Origin of the sequence: Fulverythrobacter ferritrahens (assembly GCF_020539485.1) — a bacterium.
GTDB classification, from domain to species: Bacteria; Pseudomonadota; Alphaproteobacteria; order Sphingomonadales; family Sphingomonadaceae; genus Andeanibacterium; species Andeanibacterium ferritrahens.
This window is the reverse complement of the sequence record NZ_JACDXU010000001.1, coordinates 432,632-454,277: the sequence shown is the minus strand read 5'-3', so window position 1 is coordinate 454,277 and position 21,646 is coordinate 432,632. Positions and strand designations below refer to the sequence as shown.

The window sequence follows — 21,646 nt, the reverse complement described above, 5'->3', positions numbered from 1 at the left end:
GCAGTCTCCTTAAGTTCGGTCGCCGATATAGGCGTTGCAATCAATAAGTCACCCCACCTTGCTTTTGCCTCATACCGGAATAGGAGGGGCCGATGAGCGCCGAGGAACTCGAAGAATTGGATCGCGTAGCCGCACCCAAGGAAACGGGCGCCGCGGAGGAAAAGCGCGAACAATTCGACGAAGAGAACCGCCTGAAGCCTGAATTCGTCCGCTCCGTCTCGGAGGCGCTGGAGGAAGGGGACGAGGCGCAGGTCTACGAACTGGTCGAACCGCTCCATCCGGCGGACATCGCCGACCTTTTCGAGCTGCTCGAACGCCCTGAGCGCGCCAGGCTGGCCGCCGCCATCACCGATCTGATGAGCGGCGAAGTCATCGCCGAGCTGAACGACTATGTGCGCGAAAGCATGGTGGAGGAGCTGGCACCCGGCGCGGTGGCCGAGATTGCCGAACAGCTCGACACTGACGATGCCGTCCAGCTGATCGAAGATCTCGACGCGGAAGATCAGGCCGCCGTCCTTGCGGAAATGGACCCGGAAGACCGCGCCGCGATCGAGAGCGCGCTGTCTTATCCGGAGGAAACCGCCGGCCGCCTGATGCAGCGCGAGCTGATTGCGGTGCCCGAGCATATGAGTGTCGGCGACCTGATCGACTATCTGCGCGAGCGGGACGATCTGACCACCGAATTCTGGGAAGTGTTCATTGTCGATCACACCCACAAGCCGGTTGGCACCTGCCAGCTTTCCTGGATTCTTCGTACTCCGCGCCATGTCGCGCTGACGGATGTCATGAAGCGGGACCAGACGCTGATCCCCGTCTCCATGGATCAGGAAGAAGTGGCGCTGCTGTTCCAGAAATATGCGCTCATTTCCGCTGCCGTGGTGGATGAAAGCGGACGGCTGGTGGGCCAGCTGACGGTGGACGACATCGTTCACATCATTCAGGAAGAAGCGGGCGAAGACGCGCTGCTGCTGTCCGGCGCTGGCGAAGGCGACATTAACGAGCCAATCCGCGAAGCCTATGCCGCGCGCGTGCGCTGGCTGATCGCCAATCTGCTCACCGCAACGCTTGCCAGCACCATCATCGCAGCCTTTGAAGGCACAATCGAAAAGATGGTGGCACTTGCCACGCTGATGCCGATCGTTGCCGGGATCGGCGGCAATGCGGGCACGCAGACGCTGGCGGTGACCGTGCGCGCGCTCGCCACCAATCAGCTCACGGCCTCCAACGCCTGGCGCGCGGTGCGCCGCGAACTGGGCATCGCCCTGCTCAACGGCAGTACGGTGGCCGTGGTGATCGGCATTGTCGTGGGCCTGCTGTTCCACAACCCCTCGCTGGGCGGGGTGATCGCGGCGGCAATGTTGACCAATATCGTGATTGCCGGCCTGGCGGGCGTTTTCGTTCCGCTGACGCTGGAACGGCTGAAGGTGGACCCCGCCATTTCCAGCTCGATCTTCGTCACCATGACGACGGATTCGATGGGCTTCCTCGCCTTCCTGGGCTTGGCGACCGTTACCGGGCTGGTGGGCTGAAGTGCCACTGCACCTCACCAAGATCGCCTATGGCGCGCAATCGATGGAGGATCTGCGCAGCTGGTTCGAGGAAGGCGGGCCCGAAATGCGGCTCACCACGCGCTATGTCCCCAAGCGGCTGGCCGAGCTGGAGGACGGTTCGCTCTACTGGATCTACGACCATGCGCTCGTCGGACGCAGCCCTATCCTGCGCTTCGAGCAGCGGGAGGATAACGGCCGCTGGTGGATCGTGCTTGAACGCAAGCTCATCCCGGTGGAGCCACGCGCAAAAAGGGCCCATCAGGGGTGGCGCTATCTGGACGAGGAAAACGCCCCGCCCGACCTGGATGAAGGCTCCCGGGAAGGCGATGTTCTGCCGGGCCATCTGGTGAAGGATCTGGCCAAGCTGGGGCTCGTCTGAGCAAACCGGCTCTGATCCTCAACGGTTTGCTCGCGGCGGCCCTCGAATTGGTAGCCCTGGGCGCCTATTTCGCCATGGGCTGGTCGCTTGCCCTTCCCTCGCCCTCGTCCTTGCGGTTGCTCGCCGGGATTGCCTGTGTCGCGGCAATGATGACGGCATGGAGCGGCTGGGCCGCGCCCAAGTCCGGCAAACGCTTGAGTGGCTGGCCGCTGGCTCTCTTCAAACTTGGCGCTTTCGCGGGCGGCGCACTTTCAATCGCGATGCTCGGCCATCCGCTTGCAGCCGCAATCTTCGCGGGCGTGGCCGTTTTCCAGATCATCCTCGCAATCGCAATCCGCTCCCTGTGAGCCCATCCCTGCGCGGCCTGCGCAGCCAGCGCGGCTGACACTGCGCCCATTCTTCATGTTAGTCCAACTAACATAAAACTTGCAGGGCGGATTTTTCATGTTATCCATACTTACATGAATATCGATTCGACCCATACGCGAACCTATCGCCAGTCCGCTCGTGCCAAGGCGGCCGAGGAAACCGGCAACCGCATTGTCGATGCTTTCCTTGGCCACCTGCAGTCGCAGTGGTTTGACGAAATCCGGCTCGAAGATGTCGCGAAGGAAGCGGGCGTCACGGTTCAGACCGTGATCCGGCGCTTCGGCAGCAAGGAAGGCCTGCTGCGCGCCGCCAGCGACCGGATGCAGGAAGAGATCGTGGGCAAGCGCGCTCCGGCAGCACAGGAAGTCGGCCGCGCGGTCGATACGCTGATCGGCGAATATGAAACTGCCGGCCCGCTGATGATGCGCCTGCTCTCGCAGGAGCAACGCTATCCCGCCATCCGGACGATAGCGGATCGGGGCCGGACAACTCATCGTGAGTGGGTGGGGAACGTCTTCGCCCGCTGGCTGCCGGGAGTTCCCGCAGAGAATCGCGAACGTATCCATGACCGCCTGGTGATCGCGCTCGATCTCTACGTCTGGAAACTGCTGCGCGTCGATATGGGCCGCAGCCTGGAAGACCTGCGCAAAGCGATGCTGGAAATGGCCGCCAGCGCTCTCGAAATCGATCCGGGCGAACTGGAACGTCCCGCCCAGCTTACGGAGGCCTGAGATGACCTGTGATCACATCACCTGCGGAAAAACCCCGCGGAACTTCCTCATCGCCACATGGGAAGGTGGCGGGTCGGTGGGCCCGAAACTTACCGTGGCGCGCAAGCTGATCGATGCAGGGCACAAGGTCCGCGTGATGAGCGACGAATGCAATCGCCTTGAAAGCGAGGCCACCGGCGCTCGCTTCGTGCCCTGGACCAACGCCCCCAGCCGACCGGATCGCCGCCGGGAAAGCGACCCGATCCTCGATTGGGCGCAGGCCAATCCGCTCGAAGGTTTCGCCCAGGCATTGCATGACATTTTTGCCGGGAGGGCGCTCGATTATGCGCTGGACGTAATTGACGAGTTGCGGCGTGAACCCGCGGACCTCGTAATCTCGAGCGAATTGCTGTTCGGCGTCATGGCCGCCTGCGAAACATTGGACCAGCCACTGGCGCTGATGCCCTGCAATTCGCTGATGTTCCCCCTCCCCGATGCTCCTCCGGCAGGCCCGGTGAAGTTCGACGACATGACGCCGGATCAGCAAGCCGAAGCCGCGGCGATGTTCGCCGCGGCCAGTGCCATGTTCGATAGCGGGCTTCCTCTGCTGAATGCGGCACGGGCCCAGCTGGCGCTCGCGCCGCTCGATTGCCTGATGGACCAGTTGAAACCGGCACGCCGGATTTTGATCGGCATCAGCCGCCACTTCGATTTTGCGCCCGAAGGCGATCATGGGCGCTTCGCCTATGTCGGCCCCCAGCTCGACGATCTGGCATGGGCAGGCCAATGGTATTCCCCATGGCCTGCCGACGATGCACGCCCCCTGGCACTGGTGGGGTTTTCCACCACGTTCCAGAACCATGCCGGCGTCATGCAACGCGTGATCGATGCTCTTTCGACCTTGCCGGTGCGGGCGCTCGTGACTCTCGGCCCGGCAATCGAGCCGGAAGAGCTTGCCCCCTATCCCAACACGGTTCTGATGCGCAGCGCGCCGCATAACGCCGTGCTCAAGGAAGCCAATCTCGTCATCACGCATGGCGGGCATGGCACCCTTGCCCGCAGCATGACGCATGGACTGCCGGTGCTGGTGATCCCGCATGGCCGCGATCAGGATGGCAATGCCGCCCGCATCGTCGCCCATGGGGCCGGGCTGATGTTGCCGCCTTCGGCCGCGACGCATGAAATCCACGACGCCCTGGAGCGGGTGCTTTATGACCGATCGATCCACAAGCGCGCCCAACGGCTCGGCGCGGAAGTGGAACGCGAGATGCGCGAAAGCCGCGTCGTGGAGGAACTGGAGGCCCTCTGCTGCCCGGAATTTGCGCTTAGCTGAAGTCCCGAGCCGAGCTACTCGGCCTGGGAAAGTTCCACCACCTTGCGCAGGGTTTCCCGATAGACCTCGGGCTCCTGCGCGCCGGGCACAAGATAGCGATCGTTGATGATGAAGCTGGGCACGGAGGTGATATTGGCTTCGCGTGCCCGGCGCTCTTCCAGCCGCACGGCAATGCCGAGGGCCTCATCCTCCAACGCCTCCTCCATGGCCGTGCGGTCAAAACCCAGATTTTCCGCCACATCCAGCAGGACGGAGCGTTTGCCGATGCGGCGGCGCTGCTGGAAATGGGCGCGGAACAGGGCCAGCTTCAGCGCGGTCTGCGCCTCCATCCCTTCCACCGTGAGGGCCCAGCGGAGCAGCTTGTGCGCATCGAAGGTGTTCCACATCCAGGGCTCGGGCGCCTCCCCCTCCCCGTCATACTCCATCGGGAAGCCCGCCCGCGCAGCCACTTCCAGCATCTGCTGGCGCATATCCTCGACTTCTGCCGGGCTCCGGCCATAGACGGCGGCGAGGTGTTCGGTCTGACTGCGCCCTTCCGGCGGCATGTCGGGGTTCAGCTCGAAGGGCATGAACCGCACTTCGACATCGATCTCCCCCTCCAGCTCCTTCAGGGCCTTGGCGAATTGGGTGTAGCCAATCGCGCACCAGGGGCACATGACGTCGGACCAGATGTCGACAGTGACTTTGGGCAAGGTTTCAGAACTCATTTCTCAAGCCACCATTGGAGCATGTGATAGGCAATCGCCTGTGGCGGGGGCGGGAAGAAGCTGGTGCTTTCCCGCCCTTTTTCAATCGCTTCTGCCACTTCATCGCGCGTGAACCAGCGCGCATCGTCCAGTTCTGTGCGGTCGATGATCAGCGCGGCGGAATCCGCATAGGCATGGCAGCCGATCATCAGCTGCGATGGGAAAGGCCAGGGCTGGCTGGAGATATAGGTAACGTCGCGCACCTTGAGGCCAGCCTCTTCATGCACTTCACGCGCCACTGCCTCCTCAATCGCCTCCCCCGGCTCGACAAATCCGGCCAGCGCCGAAAAACTCCCGGGAGGGAAGCGGGACTGGCGGCCCAACAGCAGCTTGCCCTCATGCTCCACCAGCATGATGGTGACGGGGTCCACACGCGGAAAATGCTCGGCAGCGCAATTCTCGTTCACGCAATTGCGCTGCCAGCCGCCCTTGGCCAGCACCGAAGGCGCGCCACATTTGGCGCAGAAGCGGTGGCGGGCATGCCAGTCCACCAGACTCCGGGCGCAGCCATAGATTGCCATATCCTCGCCATTCATCGCGGCAATGGCCAGCCACGATTTGCGATGGGCATAGGCCGGGCTGGTGTCTCCCTTGAGCGGCACGGCGGCAAAGCAGCCAAAGCCGTGGCGCAGGCCAAGGAACACCAGTTCCGCATCTTCCGGAGCATCGGACAGGCGGCCCCAGGCAAGACGATTATCCTCGCCCAGTTCAGGCGCCAGCCCGTCCATCAGCAGCAGACTGGCCTGCGGGCTCATCAGGGCGGCAAGGCGTTCCGGGTCGGACCGGATATGGTCAGCCCGGTCCAGCCCGGACCCGGCAAAGGCAATGGCGGCGGAACAACAGCTCATGCGGGCTCCTTCCTTGCGGCAAGGTCGGCTTCGACTGCCTTTTCGAACTCGGCATATACCGGATATGCGGTGGAGGGCATGTATTGCGTATAGAGCCCGCCGCGCAGGCCGCTCGCCATATCGACAAAACCCACGGTCCCGGCCGCGCCCGCCCAGCCAAAGGCGCTGGCACCCCCGGCCCAGCCAACCCGGCCGCCCGCGCCGAAGCCGTAGCCTGCAACCGAAGTGCCCGTGGTAACCTCCGGGCCAGGCAGCAGGTTCGACGTGCCCATCCGCACAGCGGCCTCGCTCATCACGCGCTTTCCTTCGATCACGCCATATCCGGCCAGCATCCTGAGGAACCGGTCATAATCGCGCGGGCTGCCCACCAGCCCCGAACCGCCAAAGGGAAAGGCCGGCGCATCGAGATAGATGGAGGATGGCCCCGGATCGAGCGGCAACACATGGCCATCGACTACGGCATAGCTCGTCGTCAGCCTCCCCGCCTCGCTCTCCGGCACCTGGAACCAGGTGCTTGTCATGCCGCAAGGATCGAAGATGCGGTGCTTCAGGAACTGGTCGAAATGCTCCCCGCTGGCCAGTTCCACCACTCGCCCCAGCAGGTCCAGACCGCAGGAATAGGACCAGCGTGTTCCGGGCTGACAGACCAGCGGGATTTCCGCCAGCCGATCCGCGAACAGGGCCAGGCTTTCCACCGGCTTGCCCCGAACGAAACCTTCCATCGGAATGCGGCTGATCTGGCCGGAGATCACCCCGCGCTCTTCCATCAGTCTCTTGATCGGTCCTTGCTGGACGACCGAATAGCCCAGCCCTCCGGTATGGGTAAGCAGGTGGCGAATGGTGATCGGCCGAGCGAGCGGCTCCAGATTGTCTGCGCTGATCGGCCCGTCATAGACCTTCTGCACCTTCACATCGGCGAATTTGGGCAGAATCTCGGCCAAAGGCTGATCGAGCGCTAGCCGTCCCTCATCGATCAGGATCATCACGGCCATGCCAGTGATCGGCTTGGTCATGGAATAGAGGCGATAGAGGCTGTCCGCATCGGATTTGCGTGGCCCGCCGGTCATATCGCGCCCTTTGCCCACCATTTGCGCCGCAGCCTCGCCCTGCCCCAGATAGGCCAGCATATTGGCCACCTTGTGGCTCTCCACATAACGGGTCGCCATCGCGCTGAGATTGGGCCAGAGCTCCGCCTTTGAGGCGCCGAATGCGGAAAGCGGCCAGCCGCCCAGCCCCATACCGAGGCCAAGCACAGCCCCGCCCCGCAACAGCGCGCGGCGCGAAAATTCAGGATGGTTGCCGGCAGACTCCATGCGACCTCTCCAAACCCATGTGTTTTTGACTATGTGCTTTTGCCCATGCCTAGGCAGCCCTCCCAGTTGGCGCAAGGCAAGGCTGCATCTTACGCCGGGCTTTCAGCTCGAACGCCGCGAACCTTACACGAAACGGCCCCCGAAACCTGCCGCGCGACAGCCCCTGAAAGGCACGGTTTCGAGGCATTTTCGGAGGATAACGTGGCGCCTCCTGTGTGACTTTTCGTTTCGGCATTTCCAACAGGTGTTGTGCCGGTTTTCGATGTATCGGGAGGGCGACGGCAGAGCAGTTCATCGCACAGGTTGAACGCGATTGAAGGCAAGTATTCATCCGTCGTCCCGGCGAACGAATACTTGTCTCAGTGGAATATGCCTCCACCAAGTTCAGGATGACGGTCTATCGAAGATCTAGCTCGCCGCCAGCCGCGCCGCCTTGGCGAACAGGGTAGGCAGACCTGCATCCTCCAGCCGGGCGAGCGGCCACCATTCTCCCTCCCCCACCATGTCCATCCCTTTCAGCACCTTGAGCCTGAGAGTCAGGTGAAAGTGCGTGAAAGTATGGCGCACTGCCCCGGCATCGCGCCAATGGCCTTCCACCGGAGCTTCGCCCGAACCGTCCGCCCGCGCGTGCCAGCCATCGTCGGGCAGGGCCCGCATCCCGCCCAGCATTCCCTCGCCGGGCCGCGTGACGAGCCAGACCTTGCCTGCAAGCTCGATCCAGTAGGCCGTGCCGATCCGCTCGGGCTTGGCCTTCTTCGCCGCTTTCACCGGCAGGCGTGCGGGATCGCCCTGTGCCCTTGCCTTGCAGGCGCTGGCCAGCGGGCAGAGCAGGCAGCGCGGATCGCGGAGGGTGCAGATCGTGGCGCCCAGATCCATCATCGCCTGTGCGAAATCGCCGGAGTTCTTCTCTGGCGTGATGAGCCCCGCCTTCTCGCGGATTTGTGCCCGTGCGCCGGGCAAAGGCTCTTCGATGGCGAACAGCCGGGCCACCACTCGCTCGACATTGGCGTCCACCACCACGGCCCGCTGCCCGAAGGCAATCGCCGCAACGGCAGCTGCCGTATAGGCACCCAGCCCCGGCAGGGCGCGCAGGCCCATTTCCGTCTCGGGAAAGCCGCCCAGTTCCGCCACGGCGCGGGCGCATTTCACCAGATTGCGCGCACGGGAATAGTATCCGAGCCCCGCCCAGGCGGCCATCACGTCTTCCTCAGGCGCGACGGCCAGCGCCTCCACCGTGGGCCAGCGGGCGGCGAACTTCGCGAAATAGGGAATGACCGCGGCAACCGTGGTCTGCTGCAACATCACTTCGGACAGCCAGACGCGATAGGGATCGGGCGGCGCTTCGCCCGGCAAGGCGCGCCAGGGCAACCGGCGGGCATGGCCGCGATACCATTCGAGCAACAGGTCCGGAATCGTCGCGCTGGCGTCCATCGGGGCGCTATGGCATGGCACAGGCAATCATGGAACGGGACGAAGGAACAGCCGGGCGCAAGCCCTCCAAGGCGAAGGCCGCCGGAAAAGCCGCAAAGCGCTATGAGCGCCCGCGCGGCGGTCCGGCCCGCGCCATTGCGGACCTGATGCCCGATATCGGGCGGACCGCATTCCGCCGTTTCGGCTTCATCCAGTCCAGCGTGGTCACGCGCTGGCCGGAAATCGTCGGGCCCAAGCACGCCGAAGTCTGCGTGCCCGAATCGATCCGCTTCCCGCCGGGCGAAAAGAACGAGGGCATTCTGCAGCTTGCCGTCACGCCCGCCCATGCGCCGCTGATCCAGCACGTCATTCCCGAGATCATCGAGAGGGTGAACCGCTTTTTCGGTTACAAGGCAGTTGCCCGCGTGAAACTGCGGCAAGGCCCGGTTAAGGCGCCCTATGCTCAACGCGGCACGGCAAAAACCGGGGCACCGCCACCCTCGCTCAAGCCGATTCCGATGGAACTGGGCGAAAGCCTGCGGGACATCGGCGATCCGGAACTGCGGACGGTGCTGGAGAGTTTGGCGCGTAGCCTGGGCGCGCAGGAGGAAGGGGAAAGATGAAGGCTCTGTTTCGTGCGGCCGCCACGCTGGGCATTGCCCTGATGAGCGTGGGTGCCGCCCCCAATTGGCTTGCCACTGTGGCGAAGACCGACGGCGGCCATGTACTGGGCAATCCCAATGCCAAGGTGAAGCTGATCACCTTCGAAAGCTATACCTGCTCGCATTGCGCCGATTTCGAGAAGGAAGCCGCGGGCGCCCTGCGGATCGCCTATGTGCAGCCGGGCAAGGTTTCGCTGGAAGTGCGCCATTTCGTGCGCGATCCGGTGGACCTTACCGCCGCCATGCTGACCGAATGCGTGGCCCCCGCCAAATTCTTCAACGCGCATCAGGCATTCTTCGCGAAGTTTGACCAGATCGCCCAGATGATAACCCGTTCCACCAAGGCCCAGCAGGATCGCTGGTATGAAAAGGATCAGGCAGCGGCGCGGCGTGCCGTCGCATCCGATTTCGGATTTTACGACATCATCTCCGCGCAGGGCCTGACCCGTGCGCAGGCCGACCAGTGCCTGGGCAATGCGGCACTGGCCAAGAGGCTGGCGGATCAGACCAAGGCTGCGGATGAGAAGTTCAACATCACCGGAACGCCCAGTTTCGCAATCAACGGTGTAACCCTGATCGCTACTCACCAATGGTCATTGCTCAAGCCGCAGATCGACGCCCGGCTTTAACGCAAAATCGGGGGGCTAAGCTGTGCAAAACCGCTATGTCCCTACCCACCTCGCTTCTATGCAAGCCCTGCTTGGGCTAGCTTTAAGGGATTGATCAAGATGGATGCCATGAAGACCCTTCGCCAGTTTGCCACCCTCTCCCTTGCCATTCCGCTCACGCTGGCTCTCGCCGCTTGCGGCAGCAAGGATGAGAAGGAAGGCGAATTGCCCGTTTCCGAACCGATCGCCCACATTGCTCCGCCCGCCGGGCAGCAATGGGCCGATGTCAGCGCGGAAACCCCGGAAGGCGGCTTCCGCCTCGGCAATCCCGATGCACCGCTCAAGCTGGTCGAATATGCCAGCCACACCTGCTCGCACTGCGCCGATTTCTCGGTTGAGGGCGCTGAAAAGCTGCGCGACAAATATGTCGCCAGTGGCGTGCTGAGCTATGAAATCCGCAACCTGGTCCGGGAGCCGCTGGACCTGACCATTGCCACGCTGGCCCGGTGCAGCGGCCCGCAGGCATTCCACCCGCTGGCGGAACAGGCATGGGCAAATCTCGGCCCGATCTTCGACACGGCGAACAAGAACAAGGAAGTCTACGCGGCGGCCATGGAAAAGACCGGCGGTGCCCGCTTCCAGGGTATTGCCGAGGCTGCCGGCCTGTATGACTTCTTCGCCCAGCGCGGGATCAGCCGCGATCAGGCGATGCAGTGCCTGTCGGACGTCAACAGGATCACCGAGATCGTGAACCGTTCGGACAAGGATTCCAAGGATCTGGAAATCACCGGAACGCCCACCTTCTTCCTCAATGGCAAGCGGATCAATTTCACCACATGGGATGCGGTGGAGCCGGTTCTGCAGAATGCCGGCGCCCGCTGACGGGACCGCGTAAAGGACGGCGATGCGGATCAGGAAGCTCAAACTCAGCGGTTTCAAGAGCTTCGTAGAACCAGCAGAACTGCGTATTGAGCCGGGGCTGACGGGTGTCGTCGGCCCCAATGGCTGCGGCAAATCCAACCTGCTCGAAGCGATCCGCTGGGTGATGGGCGAAAACTCGCCCAAATCCATGCGCTCGGGCGGGATGGAAGATGTTATCTTCGCCGGCACCGCCCAGCGCCCTCCGCGTGCCTTCGCCGAGGTCGTTCTCCATGCGGAAGACGATGCGGGCGAGGAAATGGAAGTCACGCGCCGGATCGAACGCGGCGCGGGCAGCGCCTATCGCGTCAACGGGCGCGATGTCCGGGCAAAGGACGTCGCGCTGGTCTTTGCCGATGCGGCCACCGGTGCGCATAGCCCGGCGCTGGTCAGTCAGGGCAAGATCGCGGCAGTAATCGCCGCCAAGCCTGCCGAACGGCGCATGATGCTGGAAGAGGCGGCTGGTATCGCCGGTCTCCATGTCCGCCGCCGCGATGCAGAGAGCAAGCTGCGGCAGACAGAAGCGAACCTCGCCCGGCTGGAAGATCTGATGGCGGGGCTCGACACGCAGATCGCCTCGTTGCGCCGCCAGGCCAAACAGGCCGAACGCTACAAGGCATTGTCGGAAAAGATCCAGCTGGCTGAGGCACGCCTGCTCTTCGCCCGCTGGCGCGATGCCGCCGCTGCCGCGGATGAGGCCCGCAAGACCGCGAAAGCCGCTGAGGAGCGCGTTGCCACTGCGCAGAAGGAAACCACCGCCGCCCAGAAAGCTCAGGCCGAATTCGCCCAGAAACTGGCCGACGCGCGCGAGGAACTGGCTGACCGACGGGACGATTCCACCGCTCATGGCCATCGCATGGCCGCCCTCACCACGCAGCTGGAAGCCGCGGAACAACGGCTGTCCGATCTCCAGCGCCAGCAGAAGCGGCTGGAGGAAGATCGGGGCGAAGCAGACCGGCTGACGCGCGACGCGGCGGATGCCCTCGCCCGGTTGCAGGCCGAACTCGCCACTTCGGAAAAGGAATTGCAGGAGGATGAGGCCCGCCGCCCTTCCTTCGTGCTGGCTGCGGAACGGGCGGAGGCCGCAGCGCGCTCCGCCGAGCTCGACCTGGCCCGCGCGACGGCGGAACATGCTGGCGTCGAAGCAGAATGGCGCGTGGCCGAGGCGGAAGTTTCGCAGGCCAGCGCGCGCCTCTCCCGCCTTGAGGCCGAGATGCGCCGCCAGGAAGATATGCGCGCGGCGCTGGCCAGTGCGGGCGATCCGGAAGAGGCTGTTATTCTTGCAAAGCAGTCTGCCGAAGATGCAGGCAGGCGCCTTGCTGAACTGCGCGAAGGGCTGACCGCCCGGCAGGAGCGCAAAAGCGAGCTTTCCGCCCTGCGTGACGAGACGGCCAGCGCACTGGCTGCGACCAAGGCCGAATTTGCCGGGATCGAACGGGAATTCAATGCCTTGCAGCGCGATCGTGAGGCGCGGGCCAAACAGGCATCCAACAAGCATGGGATGCCTGCCGCGCTGGACAGGGTTCGTGCAGCGCCGGGATATGAACGAGCGCTCGCCGCCGTACTGGGGCGCGATGCCAAGGCTCCGCTGGGCACGCCCGAGGCCGGGAGCGAAGGCCGCTTCTGGGCAGGTGCCGAAGCTCCGCCGCCGGTTTCCGGGACTCTGGCAGCGTTTGTGCCGGAATGTCCGCCAGAACTGGCCGCGCGGCTGGCGCTGGTGCATGTCGTGGAAAGCGAGGATGGCCGGGCGCTGAAACCCGGCGAATGGCTGGTGACAAAGGACGGTTTTCTCCGCCGCTGGGACGGTTTCCTTGCACGCGGCGAAGGAGCGGCCGAAGCCGCGCGACTGGAAGCTGAAAACCGTTTTGCCGAGCTGGAGGGCCAGATTCCGGCCAAACGAGCCGCTGTGGAGAGCGCTCAACAAAATCAGGAGAGCGCTCAAACGGAACTGAGCGCCCTGCAACAGGCTTTGGTGGCGGTCGAGCGGGAGATCGCCCAGGCATCGGAGGCAGAACGTGCCGCTCTGCGCTCACTCGATCAGGCAGAGGCCGCGCGCGAACGCCATGCCGCCCGTCTGGTGGAACTCGATTCCGCCAGGGCGGATCTTACGGAACAACGCCAGATTGCCGAGGCGGAGCTTACCGCCGCGCAGGCCAGGCGGGCCGCCCTGCCCGATCCTGAAACCGGCCGGGCCACGCTCGCGGCGGCTCAGGCGAAGCACGAGGCATCACGCACCGGGATGCAGGCCGCAGCCGCCGCGCTGGCCGCGCATGATCAGGCGCTGGCCGTCGCGCGGGAACGCCGCGCTGGCCGGGCGGCTGACATCAAGGGTTGGGAAGCGCGCGCGGGCGATGCCACGCGGCGGCTGGCCGATATGGAGCGGCGTTTCGAGGAAATCGCCGAGGAACGCGCAGTGATCGAGGCCAAGCCCGCATCGCTGATCGCCGAGATCGAACGCGGCGGCGAAGTACGCGCCCGGCTGGCAGAGGAACTCGCCAAGGCTGAAGCCGCGCTGGCCGAGGTGACCCAGCAGGCGCAAGCCGCCGACGCCCGCCTCGCCCAGTTGAACGAGGCCCTGTCCACCGCCCGCGAGGAACGCGCAGGGGCCGCCGCCCGCGCCGAGAACGAGGAAGCACGGCGCGAGGAAATGTCCCGCCTTTCGGGCGAACGCTTCCAATGCTCGCCACCATTGCTCTGCGGCCGGTTCCAGTTCGAGGCCAATGAAGTTGCCGATTCTGCCGAGGAAAGCGCGACGATGGATCGCCTCACCGGGGAGCGGGAACGGATCGGACCGGTCAATCTCGTCGCAGCCGAGGAACTGACCAGGATGGAGGCCGAGCATGGCACCAGCGCCGCCGAGCAGGCAGAGCTGGCCGAAGCGGTCAACCGGCTGCGCGGCTCCATCGGCAATCTCAACCGCGAAGGCCGCGAACGCCTGCGCGCCGCTTTCGAGGAAGTGGACCAACATTTCCGCCGCCTGTTCACTCGCCTGTTCGAAGGGGGCGCGGCCCATCTGGCGCTGGTGGATTCAGACGATCCGCTGGAGGCGGGGCTGGAAATCTATGCACAGCCGCCGGGCAAGCGGCTCCAGTCTCTCACTCTGCTGTCAGGCGGGGAACAGGCGCTGACCGCCGTGGCCCTGATCTTCGCCCTGTTCCTCACCAATCCCGCGCCGATCTGCGTGCTGGACGAAGTGGACGCGCCACTGGACGATGCGAATATCGACCGTTTCTGCGACCTGCTGGAGGCCATGGCGCAGGAGACGGACACCCGGTACCTGATTGTCACTCACAATGCCGTGACCATGAGCCGCATGCATCGCCTGTTCGGCGTGACCATGGTGGAGAAAGGCGTCAGCCGCCTCGTCAGTGTGGACCTCGGCGGGGCCGAGCAATTGCTGGCGGCGGAGTAGCACCGCATCCGCTCAAATTCGCTGCGGCGATAGCTGCTCGCACCAAAAATCGTGGCGTTCGCCCATCACGCGTTCAAGCGCAACGCCAAGCTTGCCCGCGTCCGGTTCCTCGACCCGCTCGAAGCTGAAGCTCTCCGCCCCGCTCTCTCGCCACGCCTGTTGCAACGCTCGATGTGGGGATGAACCAAGGCGCAGGGTGAACCACAGCCGGTTCTGGATGGTCGAAAGGTCAGGTGCCCGGCCTACCCAGCACTCCCCTGTGAGCACACTTTGGAGAGCCAGCCCCTACCCCAATACCAGCTGCGGCCCGGCGCCACGCGCGGCCATGCGATCCTCCTTGTTGTAGAGCTGGCATTTCTGGAGGCTGAGGCAGCCGCAGCCGATACATTGATCGAGCTGGTTGCGGGTGCGGGTGAGCAGCTTGATCTTCTCGTCGATCGCCACGCGCATGGAACGGCTGATGCGCTGCCAGTCATTGATGGTGGGAGTGCGGCCCTGCGGCAATTGCGCCAGTTCCGCTTCGATTTCCGCCAGGCCCAGCCCCAGTTTCTGCGCGACGAGGATGAAACTGACCCGCCGGATGTCCGAGCGCAGGAAGCGCCGCTGGTTGCCCCCGGTTCGCAGCGAAGTGAGCAATCCCTTCGATTCGTAGAAGCGAATAGCCGAAACCGCGACGCCAGTGCGGCGTGCGAGAGTTCCGATCGGAATCAATTGGTCATTGCCCATCGAGGAATCCCCCAAGATCCGTATGGCGAACCGATAGCTTGACCTCAACTTAGCTTGAGGTTGCACAACGGGCAAGCCGAGCGATTCGTTGCCTTCAATGGCTAACGCCCGCGCAAGACAATTGAATGAAGGAATAACCTTTATATGTTACTGACAAATCGACCCGCAGGGCAGCTCGAACATGCCAATCTGACGGTCTCCGATCCCGAACGGACATCCGCCCTGTTGCAGGATCTGCTCGGCTGGCACGAACGCTGGCGCGGGGAATCCGCGCTTGGCGGATGGACGATCCATGTGGGAGACGAGATGACCTATCTCGCGCTCTACACCGATGAAGTGCCGCGTGGCCGCCATGCCAAAGGTGCGCCGCTTAACCATATCGGGTTTCTCGTTAACGATCTCGACGCGGCGGAGAAGGTAGTAGTGGAGGCCGGCCTGATCCCGTTCAACCATGCCGATTACCCACCGGGCCGACGGTTTTATTTCTTCGATTGGGACGGGATCGAGTTCGAAGTGGTGAGCTATCTGTGAAACCCACCCAGCCCGCTCACGCATTCCCCGCCACGAAACAGGCCGCCGCGACCAACAAACCGGCATAGCGGTTGGAACGGAAACGGCGCAGCGCGTTGGCCCCGTCATCAGGATCGAGCGTGAGCACCTGCCATGCGAAATGGATCGCTGCCGGGGCCAGCGCCAGCAGCGCCACCCAATCCTGCCGCAACAGCCAGATCGCCAGCCCGAAGAAGAACACGGCACCGCCGAAGAATGCCCCCACGCCCAGGCGGACATTGCTGCCCAGCGACAAGGCGCTGGAGCCGATGCCCACCAACGCATCGTCTTCCCGGTCCTGCAGGGCGTAGATCGTGTCATAGCCGATGCACCACAGGATCGCCCCGGCATAGAGCGCGGCCAGCACGTCCAGCCGGTCGCCCCGCAAGGCGATCCAGCCAACGGGCGCGCTCCAGGTGAATACCAGCCCCAGCCATGCCTGCGGCCAGCCTGTGATCCGTTTCATGAAGGGATAGGCCGCCACCAGTGCCAGGCTGCCCAGCGCGACGAGTTGCGCCAGCGGCCGCAATTGCAGCAGCACCACCAACCCCACGGCGCACAGCGTCAGAAGCCAGATCCACGCACCTGTCTTGCTCACCCGCCCACTGGCAACGGGGCGCTTGGCAGTGCGCGCGACTTGCCGGTCGATATCGGCATCCACGATGTCATTATAGACACAGCCCGCCCCGCGCATGGCGATGGAGCCGAGCAGCATCCACAATAGCAGCTGCCATTGCACGCCTGCCCCCGTCAGCCACACGCTCCATGCGCCGGGCCAGAACAGTAGCCACCAGCCGATGGGCCGGTCAAATCTGGCCAGCAGCGCATAGTCGCGTAGCGGCAAGGGCAGCCGGGCGACTATGCCCCTGTGCTCGCTGTCAGGAACGATGTCGCTGGCCGGTGCGGGTTGGGTCATGGCCCTCGCCCTAGCTCATTCGCCGGTGGTACGAAAGAAGTGCGCGGCAAGACTGTTCGGCACCACTTCCCCCGCGCAACATGGGTTGCGCAAGGCAACGCATCGCGCAACATAGGGCTTCCGTTCGTCCCGTTCGAGGATCACCCCATGCGTCTGCTTCCTTTCGCCATTTCCGCCCTGGCTCTCACCCTGCCGGCCGCGGCGCAGGCGCAATCCGTTCCTGCGACTCCCGCCGGGAAGGAAGCGCTGGAGATATTGAAGGAAGCGGTGGACGTGCCCACCGTGGCCGGTCGCGGCAATGTGCCCAAGCTGGCAGAAAAGCTCACCGCGCGGCTGGTGGCCGGCGGCTTCGATCCCAAGGACATTTCCTTCACCCCGGTGGAAGGCACCGACACCGGCTATTTCATGGCGCGCTATCCCGGCAAGGACCGCGCAGCGAAGCCGGTGGTGATCAACGTCCATCTCGATGTGGTCGAAGCCCGGCCCGAGGATTGGGAGCGCGATCCCTTCACCGCCCTGGTGGAAAATGGCTATGTCTTCGGGCGTGGATCGGTCGACAACAAGGGCGACCTTTCCATGATCATGGCCACCGTGCTCAAGCTGAAGCGCGCAGGCTGGGTGCCCTCGCGCGATCTGGTGCTGGGCATTTCAGGCGATGAAGAGACGCTGATGCGCTCCACCGCGAAGCTGGCCGAAACGCTGAAGAATGCGGAACTGGTGCTGAATGGCGATGGCGGCGGCGGTGAATTGTCCAGCGACTTCAAGCCCATCGTCTACAGCGTGCAGGCCGCAGAAAAATCCTATGCCGATTTCAAGCTGACCGTCACCGATGAAGGCGGCCATTCCAGCCGGCCGGGCAGCTTCAACGCCATCGGGGCCATGTCCCGCGCGCTGGCAAAGGTAGACGCCTATCGCTTCCCGGCCCAGCTCAGCCCGCTGACCAAGGCCTATTGGGAAGGCACTGCAAAAGCCGCGCCTGCCGATGTGGCCGCTGCAATGCGGGCCTTTGCCGCCGACCCCACCGACAAGGCCGCGTCGGACCTGCTTTCCTCCCGTTCCGAATATGTCGGGCTGGTGCGCACCACCTGCGTACCGACCATGGTGAATGGCGGCCATGCGGCCAATGCCCTGCCGCAATCCGTCACCGCCAATATCAATTGCCGCATCTTCCCTGGCACTTCTCGCGCGCAGGCAGGCGAAATCCTGAAGCAGGTGATCGGTGATCCACGCGTGACTCTGGAAATGATGGATGATGGATCGATCGAGTCGCCCGAAAGCCCGCTGCGCAAGGATGTGATGGACGCCGTTTCCAAAGCCGTTCACGAGCGCGTGCCCGGCCTTACCATCGTTCCGCAGATGAGCGCGGGCGCCAGCGATTCCATGTATTTCCGTGCGCTGGGCATCCCCAGCTATGGCGTTTCGGCCATTTTCATGCGTGCGGATGACGAATTCTCCCACGGGCTGAACGAACGCCTGCCGCTCGACACGATCGATCCCGGCGTGAAGCAGTGGGAAACGCTGTTGCGCACCCTGCTGAAGTAAGCGCAAGGCCGAAGGAATGCCCGCAACGCCAGCCTGGCCGCCGCGCAGCGCGCCGCGCCTGTTCGTTCCCGGTCCACTGATGGCCGGGGCGCCGGTGACGCTGCACGGCAATCCCGCCAATTACCTCGCCCGCGTGATGCGCGTGGGAGAAGGCGACATCGTGATACTGTGCGATGACGAGACGGGCGAATGGGCCGCGCGCGTTACCTCCAGCGGCAAGCGTGACGTGGTGCTGGAAGTGGCCGAACACCTGCGCGAGCGGGAAGAAGTACCCGACTTCACGCTCTGCGCCGCCCTTCTCAAGAAGGACCGCTTCGACCTCGTACTGGAAAAGGCGACCGAACTGGGCGTGCGCGTTATCCAGCCGGTGCTGACGCGGCGTTGCGTGGCCGACAAGCTCAATCTGGAACGCGCCCGCGCGCTGGTGGCCGAAGCCGCTGAGCAATGCGCCCGCACTGCCCTGCCCCGCATAGCCGAGCCGGTGAAGCTCGACGCCCTGCTGAAAGGGTGGGACCCATCGCGCGCCCTGTTCTTTGCCGACGAGTTGGGCGGAGAACCTGTCTTTCCCGCCTTCAGGGCACGGCAGGCCCCCGCCGCGCTGCTGGTGGGCCCCGAAGGCGGGTTTGACGATAGTGAACGCGCGGCAATCCGCGCTCATCCGGCCGCAAGCGCCATCACGCTTGGGCCCCGCATCCTGCGCGGCGAAACCGCCGCAATCGCAGCCTCCGCTTTGTGGATGGCGGCTGCCGGAGACTGGCAAGAATGACACTGACAATTTGCGCTGGCGCAGCGCCCCTTAGTGCCCTAACGGCGCGGCTATGAGCACGCGCACAGCGTCAGATGGAGAGGAGCGGCTGATCGAAAGCCGCGACCAACTCGTGGCCCCCATGCAGGCTGGCGAGAAGCCGGCTAGCGCGTGGCGGATCGGCACGGAGCATGAGAAGCTGGTCTTCGCCCATAGCGATCACCACGCCCCCTCCTATGACGAACCCCACGGCATCCGCGACATGCTGCTGGCCCTCAGAAACTACGGCTGGGAGCCGGTGGAGGAAGGCGGCAATGTGATCGCCATGTCCGGCACCGATGGGGCGGTCAGCCTCGAGCCTGCCGGCCAGCTCGAACTTTCCGGCGCGCCGTTGGAAAATTTGCACCAGACCTGCGCCGAAACCGGACGGCACCTCGCGCAGGTGAAGGAAATCGGCGAACGCTTCGGCATCGGCTTCCTGGGCCTCGGCATGTGGCCCGACAAGACGCGCGAAGAACTGCCTGTCATGCCCAAGGGCCGCTACGCCATCATGATGCGCCACATGCCGCGCGTGGGCACGATGGGCCTCGACATGATGCTGCGCACCTGCACCATTCAGGTCAATCTGGACTATGGCAGCGAAGCAGACATGGTGAAGAAGTTTCGCACCAGCCTGGCCCTGCAACCGCTGGCCACCGCGCTATTCGCCAATTCGCCTTTCACCGAAGGCAAGCCCAATGGCTTCCTTTCCTATCGCAGCCACATCTGGTCCGACACCGATCCGCAGCGCACCGGCATGCTGCCCTTCGTGTTCGAGGATGGCTTCGGCTATGAACGCTATGTCGACTATATGCTCGACGTGCCGATGTATTTCGTCTTCCGCGAGGGGAAATATATCGACGCGGCTGGCCAGAGCTTCCGGGACTTCCTGAAGGGCGAACTGCCTGCCCTGCCCGGCGAATTGCCGACCGAGGACGACTGGCAGGATCACCTTTCCACCGCTTTCCCCGAAGTGCGCCTGAAGAGCTTCCTGGAGATGCGCGGCGCCGATGGCGGGCCGTGGGGCCGCATCTGCGCGCTTCCGGCCCTGTGGGTGGGCCTGCTCTATGACCAGACAGCGCTCGACGCGGCATGGGACGTAGTGAAGGACTGGACGATGGAAGAGCGGGAGGCCCTGCGCAACGCAGTGCCCAAGCTCGCGCTCGACGCACCCATTCCCGGCGGCCGCAAGTTGAAGGACATTGCCCGCGAAGTTCTGGACATCGCCCGCTCTGGCCTTTCGGCCCGTGCAAAACTGAACCAGGCGGGCGACAATGAAACCGGCTATCTGGGCGAGTTGTTCGAGATCGCAGAGAGCGGCACTGTCCCTGCCCAGCGCCTGCTGGACCTCTATAACGGCCCCTGGGCCGGCGACATTACGCGGGTTTACGAAGAGAGCTTCTGACACCTTCGTCGTCCCGGGCTTGACCCGGGACCGCTGCGATCCTGACGTGCAGTGCCCAGCGACCCCGGCTTTCGCCGGGATGACGAACGGCGCGGGCGCTATTCCGCCGCCTGCAACCCCGCAGGGGGGCGGCGGCGCAGGCAAAGCAGCAGTTTGCGCAAACGGCTGGTGATCAAGCCGTGCTGGGCCATCCAGTCGTAATATTCGCGATATTTTGGATCTTCCGCCAGCAGATGTGCCTCTTCCGTGCGGGCGCGCCAGTAATAGATCGCGCTGATGCAGCCCAGGAAGAAGGTGTTGCGCACCATATCCACCAGCGAGCCGTTGGTGACGAAGAATGGCAGGGTCGAACACCACCAGAAGGCATTCTTGGCCAGATAGGCCGGATGGCGCGTGAAGCGGTAAGGCCCGTTCGTCAGCACACCGCGATAGGTCAGGTTGGAAAAGCGAATGCCGAAGGCCACAGTCGCCCAGGCATAGACCGCCGTGAGAACAGCGAGCCAGCCCGCCCAGATCCACATCAGCGCCGTGTGGCCCTGAAACCAGTATGACCAGTCCGCCGTGTGATATTCGTAACCGATCACGCCATTATTGGACATCACGCCCCAGACGAAAGGCGGGTAGCAGATCAATGCCGCCAGCCAGCCGCCCAGGAAGGGGTTGCCGCTGCGGATATGGGCGTCCAGCGGGCGCAGCGTGAACAGATAACCGACCGTGCCGATCTGCACGTCGATCAGGAACAGCAATTCGAACAGAGCCCCGCCAAACCGGCCGGGATTGTCCAGCAGGGCAGGAATGTCGGCATTCACGATGTTCGCAAAGCCCGGCGGCAGAATGGAGATCATGAAGGCACCGAAAAATGCCTTGATGGCCCATGCGCGCCAGTGCTTCTTCACCTGCTCTGCTTCCCAGCGCTGCCGGCCGATCAGCATGGCGCCGAAATGCCAGGCACCGTCTCGCGGGTTTACCAACACCCGGTCCAGCCACAGCACATAGGGAACGGACAGGAGGAACAGCGGGACCGCCGCCGCCCCGATCACTTCCATTGCGAAGAGATATTGCCCGTCCCAATACCAGCGGCACACGCAATAGAGGAAACCGATGATCTCCCAGGTGGCCCACAGGCCCGCCAGCTTCGTGCCGGAAACATCGATCACGCTGGAGAGCGGGCGCGGGTTTTTCCACGATATGCCAGTGGAGGGGCGCAGATGGACCTTCTCCACCAGCACCGACCATACTGCCATCAGCACGCCGATGAACAGCATGGAGGCCAAGGCAGCATAGGCCCCGGACATGCGCTCTCGCGGGCCAGGCAGGTTCAGGACTTCCGCTATCGACGGCCAGTTGCGGCAGAGCGCGATCCAGACAAACAGCCCGGCCACGCCGATCAGCCCGACCCAGGGCGAAACGTCGCTTTCAGGCAGCCTAGCGGCGGTTTGCCGGTCAGGTTCGGGCGATGCGCTCAT

The 21,646-nt window shown here is 64.0% G+C and carries 20 protein-coding genes; 13 read left to right on the top strand and 7 right to left on the bottom strand.

Annotation, left to right across the window (positions count from 1 at the left end; genetic code table 11):
• Positions 1–92 precede the first annotated feature (92 nt).
• The 5 genes from mgtE (at position 93) to H0274_RS02150 (ending at position 4,341) form a co-directional block, all read left to right on the top strand.
• Positions 93–1,529, top strand: coding sequence for a magnesium transporter (gene mgtE, locus H0274_RS02170; protein WP_226792699.1), 1,437 nt, complete (start codon positions 93–95; stop codon positions 1,527–1,529).
• 1 nt (position 1,530) lies between these two features.
• Positions 1,531–1,929 carry a DUF1489 family protein gene (locus H0274_RS02165; protein WP_226792698.1) on the top strand — a complete coding sequence of 133 codons (399 nt, stop codon included), beginning with the start codon at positions 1,531–1,533 and terminating at the stop codon, positions 1,927–1,929.
• Positions 1,930–1,955: 26 nt separating this feature from the next.
• Complete coding sequence (locus H0274_RS02160; RefSeq protein WP_226792697.1) at positions 1,956–2,276, top strand: DUF2568 domain-containing protein; 321 nt, start codon at positions 1,956–1,958, stop codon at positions 2,274–2,276.
• 114 nt (positions 2,277–2,390) lie between these two features.
• Positions 2,391–3,029, top strand: coding sequence for a TetR/AcrR family transcriptional regulator (locus tag H0274_RS02155; RefSeq protein WP_226792696.1), 639 nt, complete (start codon positions 2,391–2,393; stop codon positions 3,027–3,029).
• A 1-nt stretch (position 3,030) separates the two neighbouring features.
• Positions 3,031–4,341 (top strand): nucleotide disphospho-sugar-binding domain-containing protein, encoded by a 1,311-nt coding sequence (locus H0274_RS02150; protein WP_226792695.1) that lies wholly within the window; start codon positions 3,031–3,033, stop codon positions 4,339–4,341.
• Positions 4,342–4,355: 14 nt separating this feature from the next.
• Here H0274_RS02150 and H0274_RS02145 read toward each other — a convergent pair whose 3' ends face one another.
• The 4 genes from H0274_RS02145 to H0274_RS02130 form a co-directional block, all read right to left on the bottom strand.
• Positions 4,356–5,048 (bottom strand): DsbA family oxidoreductase, encoded by a 693-nt coding sequence (locus H0274_RS02145; RefSeq protein WP_226792694.1) that lies wholly within the window; start codon positions 5,046–5,048, stop codon positions 4,356–4,358.
• Positions 5,045–5,935, bottom strand: coding sequence for an NAD(+) diphosphatase (nudC, locus tag H0274_RS02140; RefSeq protein WP_226792693.1), 891 nt, complete (start codon positions 5,933–5,935; stop codon positions 5,045–5,047). Before nudC ends, H0274_RS02145 begins: the two co-directional genes overlap by 4 nt.
• Positions 5,932–7,248 (bottom strand): serine hydrolase domain-containing protein, encoded by a 1,317-nt coding sequence (locus tag H0274_RS02135; RefSeq protein ID WP_226792692.1) that lies wholly within the window; start codon positions 7,246–7,248, stop codon positions 5,932–5,934. The genes nudC and H0274_RS02135 overlap by 4 nt, the downstream gene beginning before the upstream one ends.
• 408 nt (positions 7,249–7,656) lie before the next feature.
• Positions 7,657–8,679 (bottom strand): A/G-specific adenine glycosylase, encoded by a 1,023-nt coding sequence (locus H0274_RS02130; protein WP_226792691.1) that lies wholly within the window; start codon positions 8,677–8,679, stop codon positions 7,657–7,659.
• A gap of 14 nt (positions 8,680–8,693) precedes the next feature.
• Here H0274_RS02130 and H0274_RS02125 point away from each other — a divergent pair, with 14 nt between their 5' ends.
• The 4 genes from H0274_RS02125 (at position 8,694) to H0274_RS02110 (ending at position 14,258) form a co-directional block, all read left to right on the top strand.
• Positions 8,694–9,281 (top strand): DUF721 domain-containing protein, encoded by a 588-nt coding sequence (locus H0274_RS02125; RefSeq protein ID WP_226792690.1) that lies wholly within the window; start codon positions 8,694–8,696, stop codon positions 9,279–9,281.
• Complete coding sequence (locus tag H0274_RS02120; protein ID WP_226792689.1) at positions 9,278–9,949, top strand: thioredoxin domain-containing protein; 672 nt, start codon at positions 9,278–9,280, stop codon at positions 9,947–9,949. The genes H0274_RS02125 and H0274_RS02120 overlap by 4 nt, the downstream gene beginning before the upstream one ends.
• A gap of 108 nt (positions 9,950–10,057) precedes the next feature.
• Positions 10,058–10,810 carry a thioredoxin domain-containing protein gene (locus H0274_RS02115; protein ID WP_226792688.1) on the top strand — a complete coding sequence of 251 codons (753 nt, stop codon included), beginning with the start codon at positions 10,058–10,060 and terminating at the stop codon, positions 10,808–10,810.
• Positions 10,811–10,832: 22 nt separating this feature from the next.
• Complete coding sequence (locus tag H0274_RS02110) at positions 10,833–14,258, top strand: chromosome segregation SMC family protein (RefSeq protein WP_226792687.1); 3,426 nt, start codon at positions 10,833–10,835, stop codon at positions 14,256–14,258.
• Positions 14,259–14,543: 285 nt separating this feature from the next.
• Here the strand turns inward: H0274_RS02110 and soxR are convergent, their stop codons facing one another.
• Positions 14,544–14,984: a redox-sensitive transcriptional activator SoxR gene (gene soxR, locus H0274_RS02105; protein ID WP_226792686.1), complete on the bottom strand. Its 441-nt coding sequence runs from the start codon at positions 14,982–14,984 to the stop codon at positions 14,544–14,546.
• Positions 14,985–15,128: 144 nt separating this feature from the next.
• Here soxR and H0274_RS02100 point away from each other — a divergent pair, with 144 nt between their 5' ends.
• Positions 15,129–15,515 carry a VOC family protein gene (locus tag H0274_RS02100; RefSeq protein ID WP_226792685.1) on the top strand — a complete coding sequence of 129 codons (387 nt, stop codon included), beginning with the start codon at positions 15,129–15,131 and terminating at the stop codon, positions 15,513–15,515.
• Between the two features lie 16 nt (positions 15,516–15,531).
• Here H0274_RS02100 and ubiA read toward each other — a convergent pair whose 3' ends face one another.
• The gene (ubiA, locus tag H0274_RS02095) at positions 15,532–16,449 is read right to left on the bottom strand and encodes a 4-hydroxybenzoate octaprenyltransferase (RefSeq protein WP_226792684.1); all 918 of its coding nucleotides are present in this window, start codon (positions 16,447–16,449) and stop codon (positions 15,532–15,534) included.
• A gap of 147 nt (positions 16,450–16,596) precedes the next feature.
• On the opposite strand from ubiA, the gene H0274_RS02090 reads away from it, so the two are divergent.
• The 3 genes from H0274_RS02090 to H0274_RS02080 are packed head-to-tail and all read left to right on the top strand — an operon-like array spanning position 16,597 to position 20,180.
• Positions 16,597–17,991, top strand: coding sequence for a M20/M25/M40 family metallo-hydrolase (locus tag H0274_RS02090; RefSeq protein WP_226792683.1), 1,395 nt, complete (start codon positions 16,597–16,599; stop codon positions 17,989–17,991).
• Between the two features lie 16 nt (positions 17,992–18,007).
• Positions 18,008–18,757: a 16S rRNA (uracil(1498)-N(3))-methyltransferase gene (locus H0274_RS02085; protein ID WP_226792682.1), complete on the top strand. Its 750-nt coding sequence runs from the start codon at positions 18,008–18,010 to the stop codon at positions 18,755–18,757.
• 52 nt (positions 18,758–18,809) lie between these two features.
• Positions 18,810–20,180 (top strand): glutamate--cysteine ligase, encoded by a 1,371-nt coding sequence (locus H0274_RS02080; RefSeq protein ID WP_226792681.1) that lies wholly within the window; start codon positions 18,810–18,812, stop codon positions 20,178–20,180.
• A 98-nt stretch (positions 20,181–20,278) separates the two neighbouring features.
• On the opposite strand, the gene H0274_RS02075 is transcribed toward H0274_RS02080, so the two are convergent.
• Positions 20,279–21,646 carry a methyltransferase family protein gene (locus H0274_RS02075; RefSeq protein ID WP_226792680.1) on the bottom strand — a complete coding sequence of 456 codons (1,368 nt, stop codon included), beginning with the start codon at positions 21,644–21,646 and terminating at the stop codon, positions 20,279–20,281.

Bases quoted from the DNA above. Each gene is read 5' to 3' on its own strand.
- mgtE (WP_226792699.1), top strand. From the start codon at position 93: ATGAGCGCCGAGGAACTCGAAGAATTGGATCGCGTAGCCGCACCCAAG.
- H0274_RS02155 (WP_226792696.1), top strand. From the start codon at position 2,391: ATGAATATCGATTCGACCCATACGCGAACCTATCGCCAGTCCGCTCGT.
- H0274_RS02150 (WP_226792695.1), top strand. From the start codon at position 3,031: ATGACCTGTGATCACATCACCTGCGGAAAAACCCCGCGGAACTTCCTC.
- H0274_RS02145 (WP_226792694.1), bottom strand. From the start codon at position 5,048: ATGAGTTCTGAAACCTTGCCCAAAGTCACTGTCGACATCTGGTCCGAC.
- nudC (WP_226792693.1), bottom strand. From the start codon at position 5,935: ATGAGCTGTTGTTCCGCCGCCATTGCCTTTGCCGGGTCCGGGCTGGAC.
- H0274_RS02135 (WP_226792692.1), bottom strand. From the start codon at position 7,248: ATGGAGTCTGCCGGCAACCATCCTGAATTTTCGCGCCGCGCGCTGTTG.
- H0274_RS02130 (WP_226792691.1), bottom strand. From the start codon at position 8,679: ATGGACGCCAGCGCGACGATTCCGGACCTGTTGCTCGAATGGTATCGC.
- H0274_RS02125 (WP_226792690.1), top strand. From the start codon at position 8,694: ATGGCACAGGCAATCATGGAACGGGACGAAGGAACAGCCGGGCGCAAG.
- H0274_RS02120 (WP_226792689.1), top strand. From the start codon at position 9,278: ATGAAGGCTCTGTTTCGTGCGGCCGCCACGCTGGGCATTGCCCTGATG.
- H0274_RS02115 (WP_226792688.1), top strand. From the start codon at position 10,058: ATGAAGACCCTTCGCCAGTTTGCCACCCTCTCCCTTGCCATTCCGCTC.
- H0274_RS02110 (WP_226792687.1), top strand. From the start codon at position 10,833: ATGCGGATCAGGAAGCTCAAACTCAGCGGTTTCAAGAGCTTCGTAGAA.
- soxR (WP_226792686.1), bottom strand. From the start codon at position 14,984: ATGGGCAATGACCAATTGATTCCGATCGGAACTCTCGCACGCCGCACT.
- H0274_RS02100 (WP_226792685.1), top strand. From the start codon at position 15,129: ATGTTACTGACAAATCGACCCGCAGGGCAGCTCGAACATGCCAATCTG.
- ubiA (WP_226792684.1), bottom strand. From the start codon at position 16,449: ATGACCCAACCCGCACCGGCCAGCGACATCGTTCCTGACAGCGAGCAC.
- H0274_RS02090 (WP_226792683.1), top strand. From the start codon at position 16,597: ATGCGTCTGCTTCCTTTCGCCATTTCCGCCCTGGCTCTCACCCTGCCG.
- H0274_RS02085 (WP_226792682.1), top strand. From the start codon at position 18,008: ATGCCCGCAACGCCAGCCTGGCCGCCGCGCAGCGCGCCGCGCCTGTTC.
- H0274_RS02080 (WP_226792681.1), top strand. From the start codon at position 18,810: ATGAGCACGCGCACAGCGTCAGATGGAGAGGAGCGGCTGATCGAAAGC.
- H0274_RS02075 (WP_226792680.1), bottom strand. From the start codon at position 21,646: ATGAGCGCATCGCCCGAACCTGACCGGCAAACCGCCGCTAGGCTGCCT.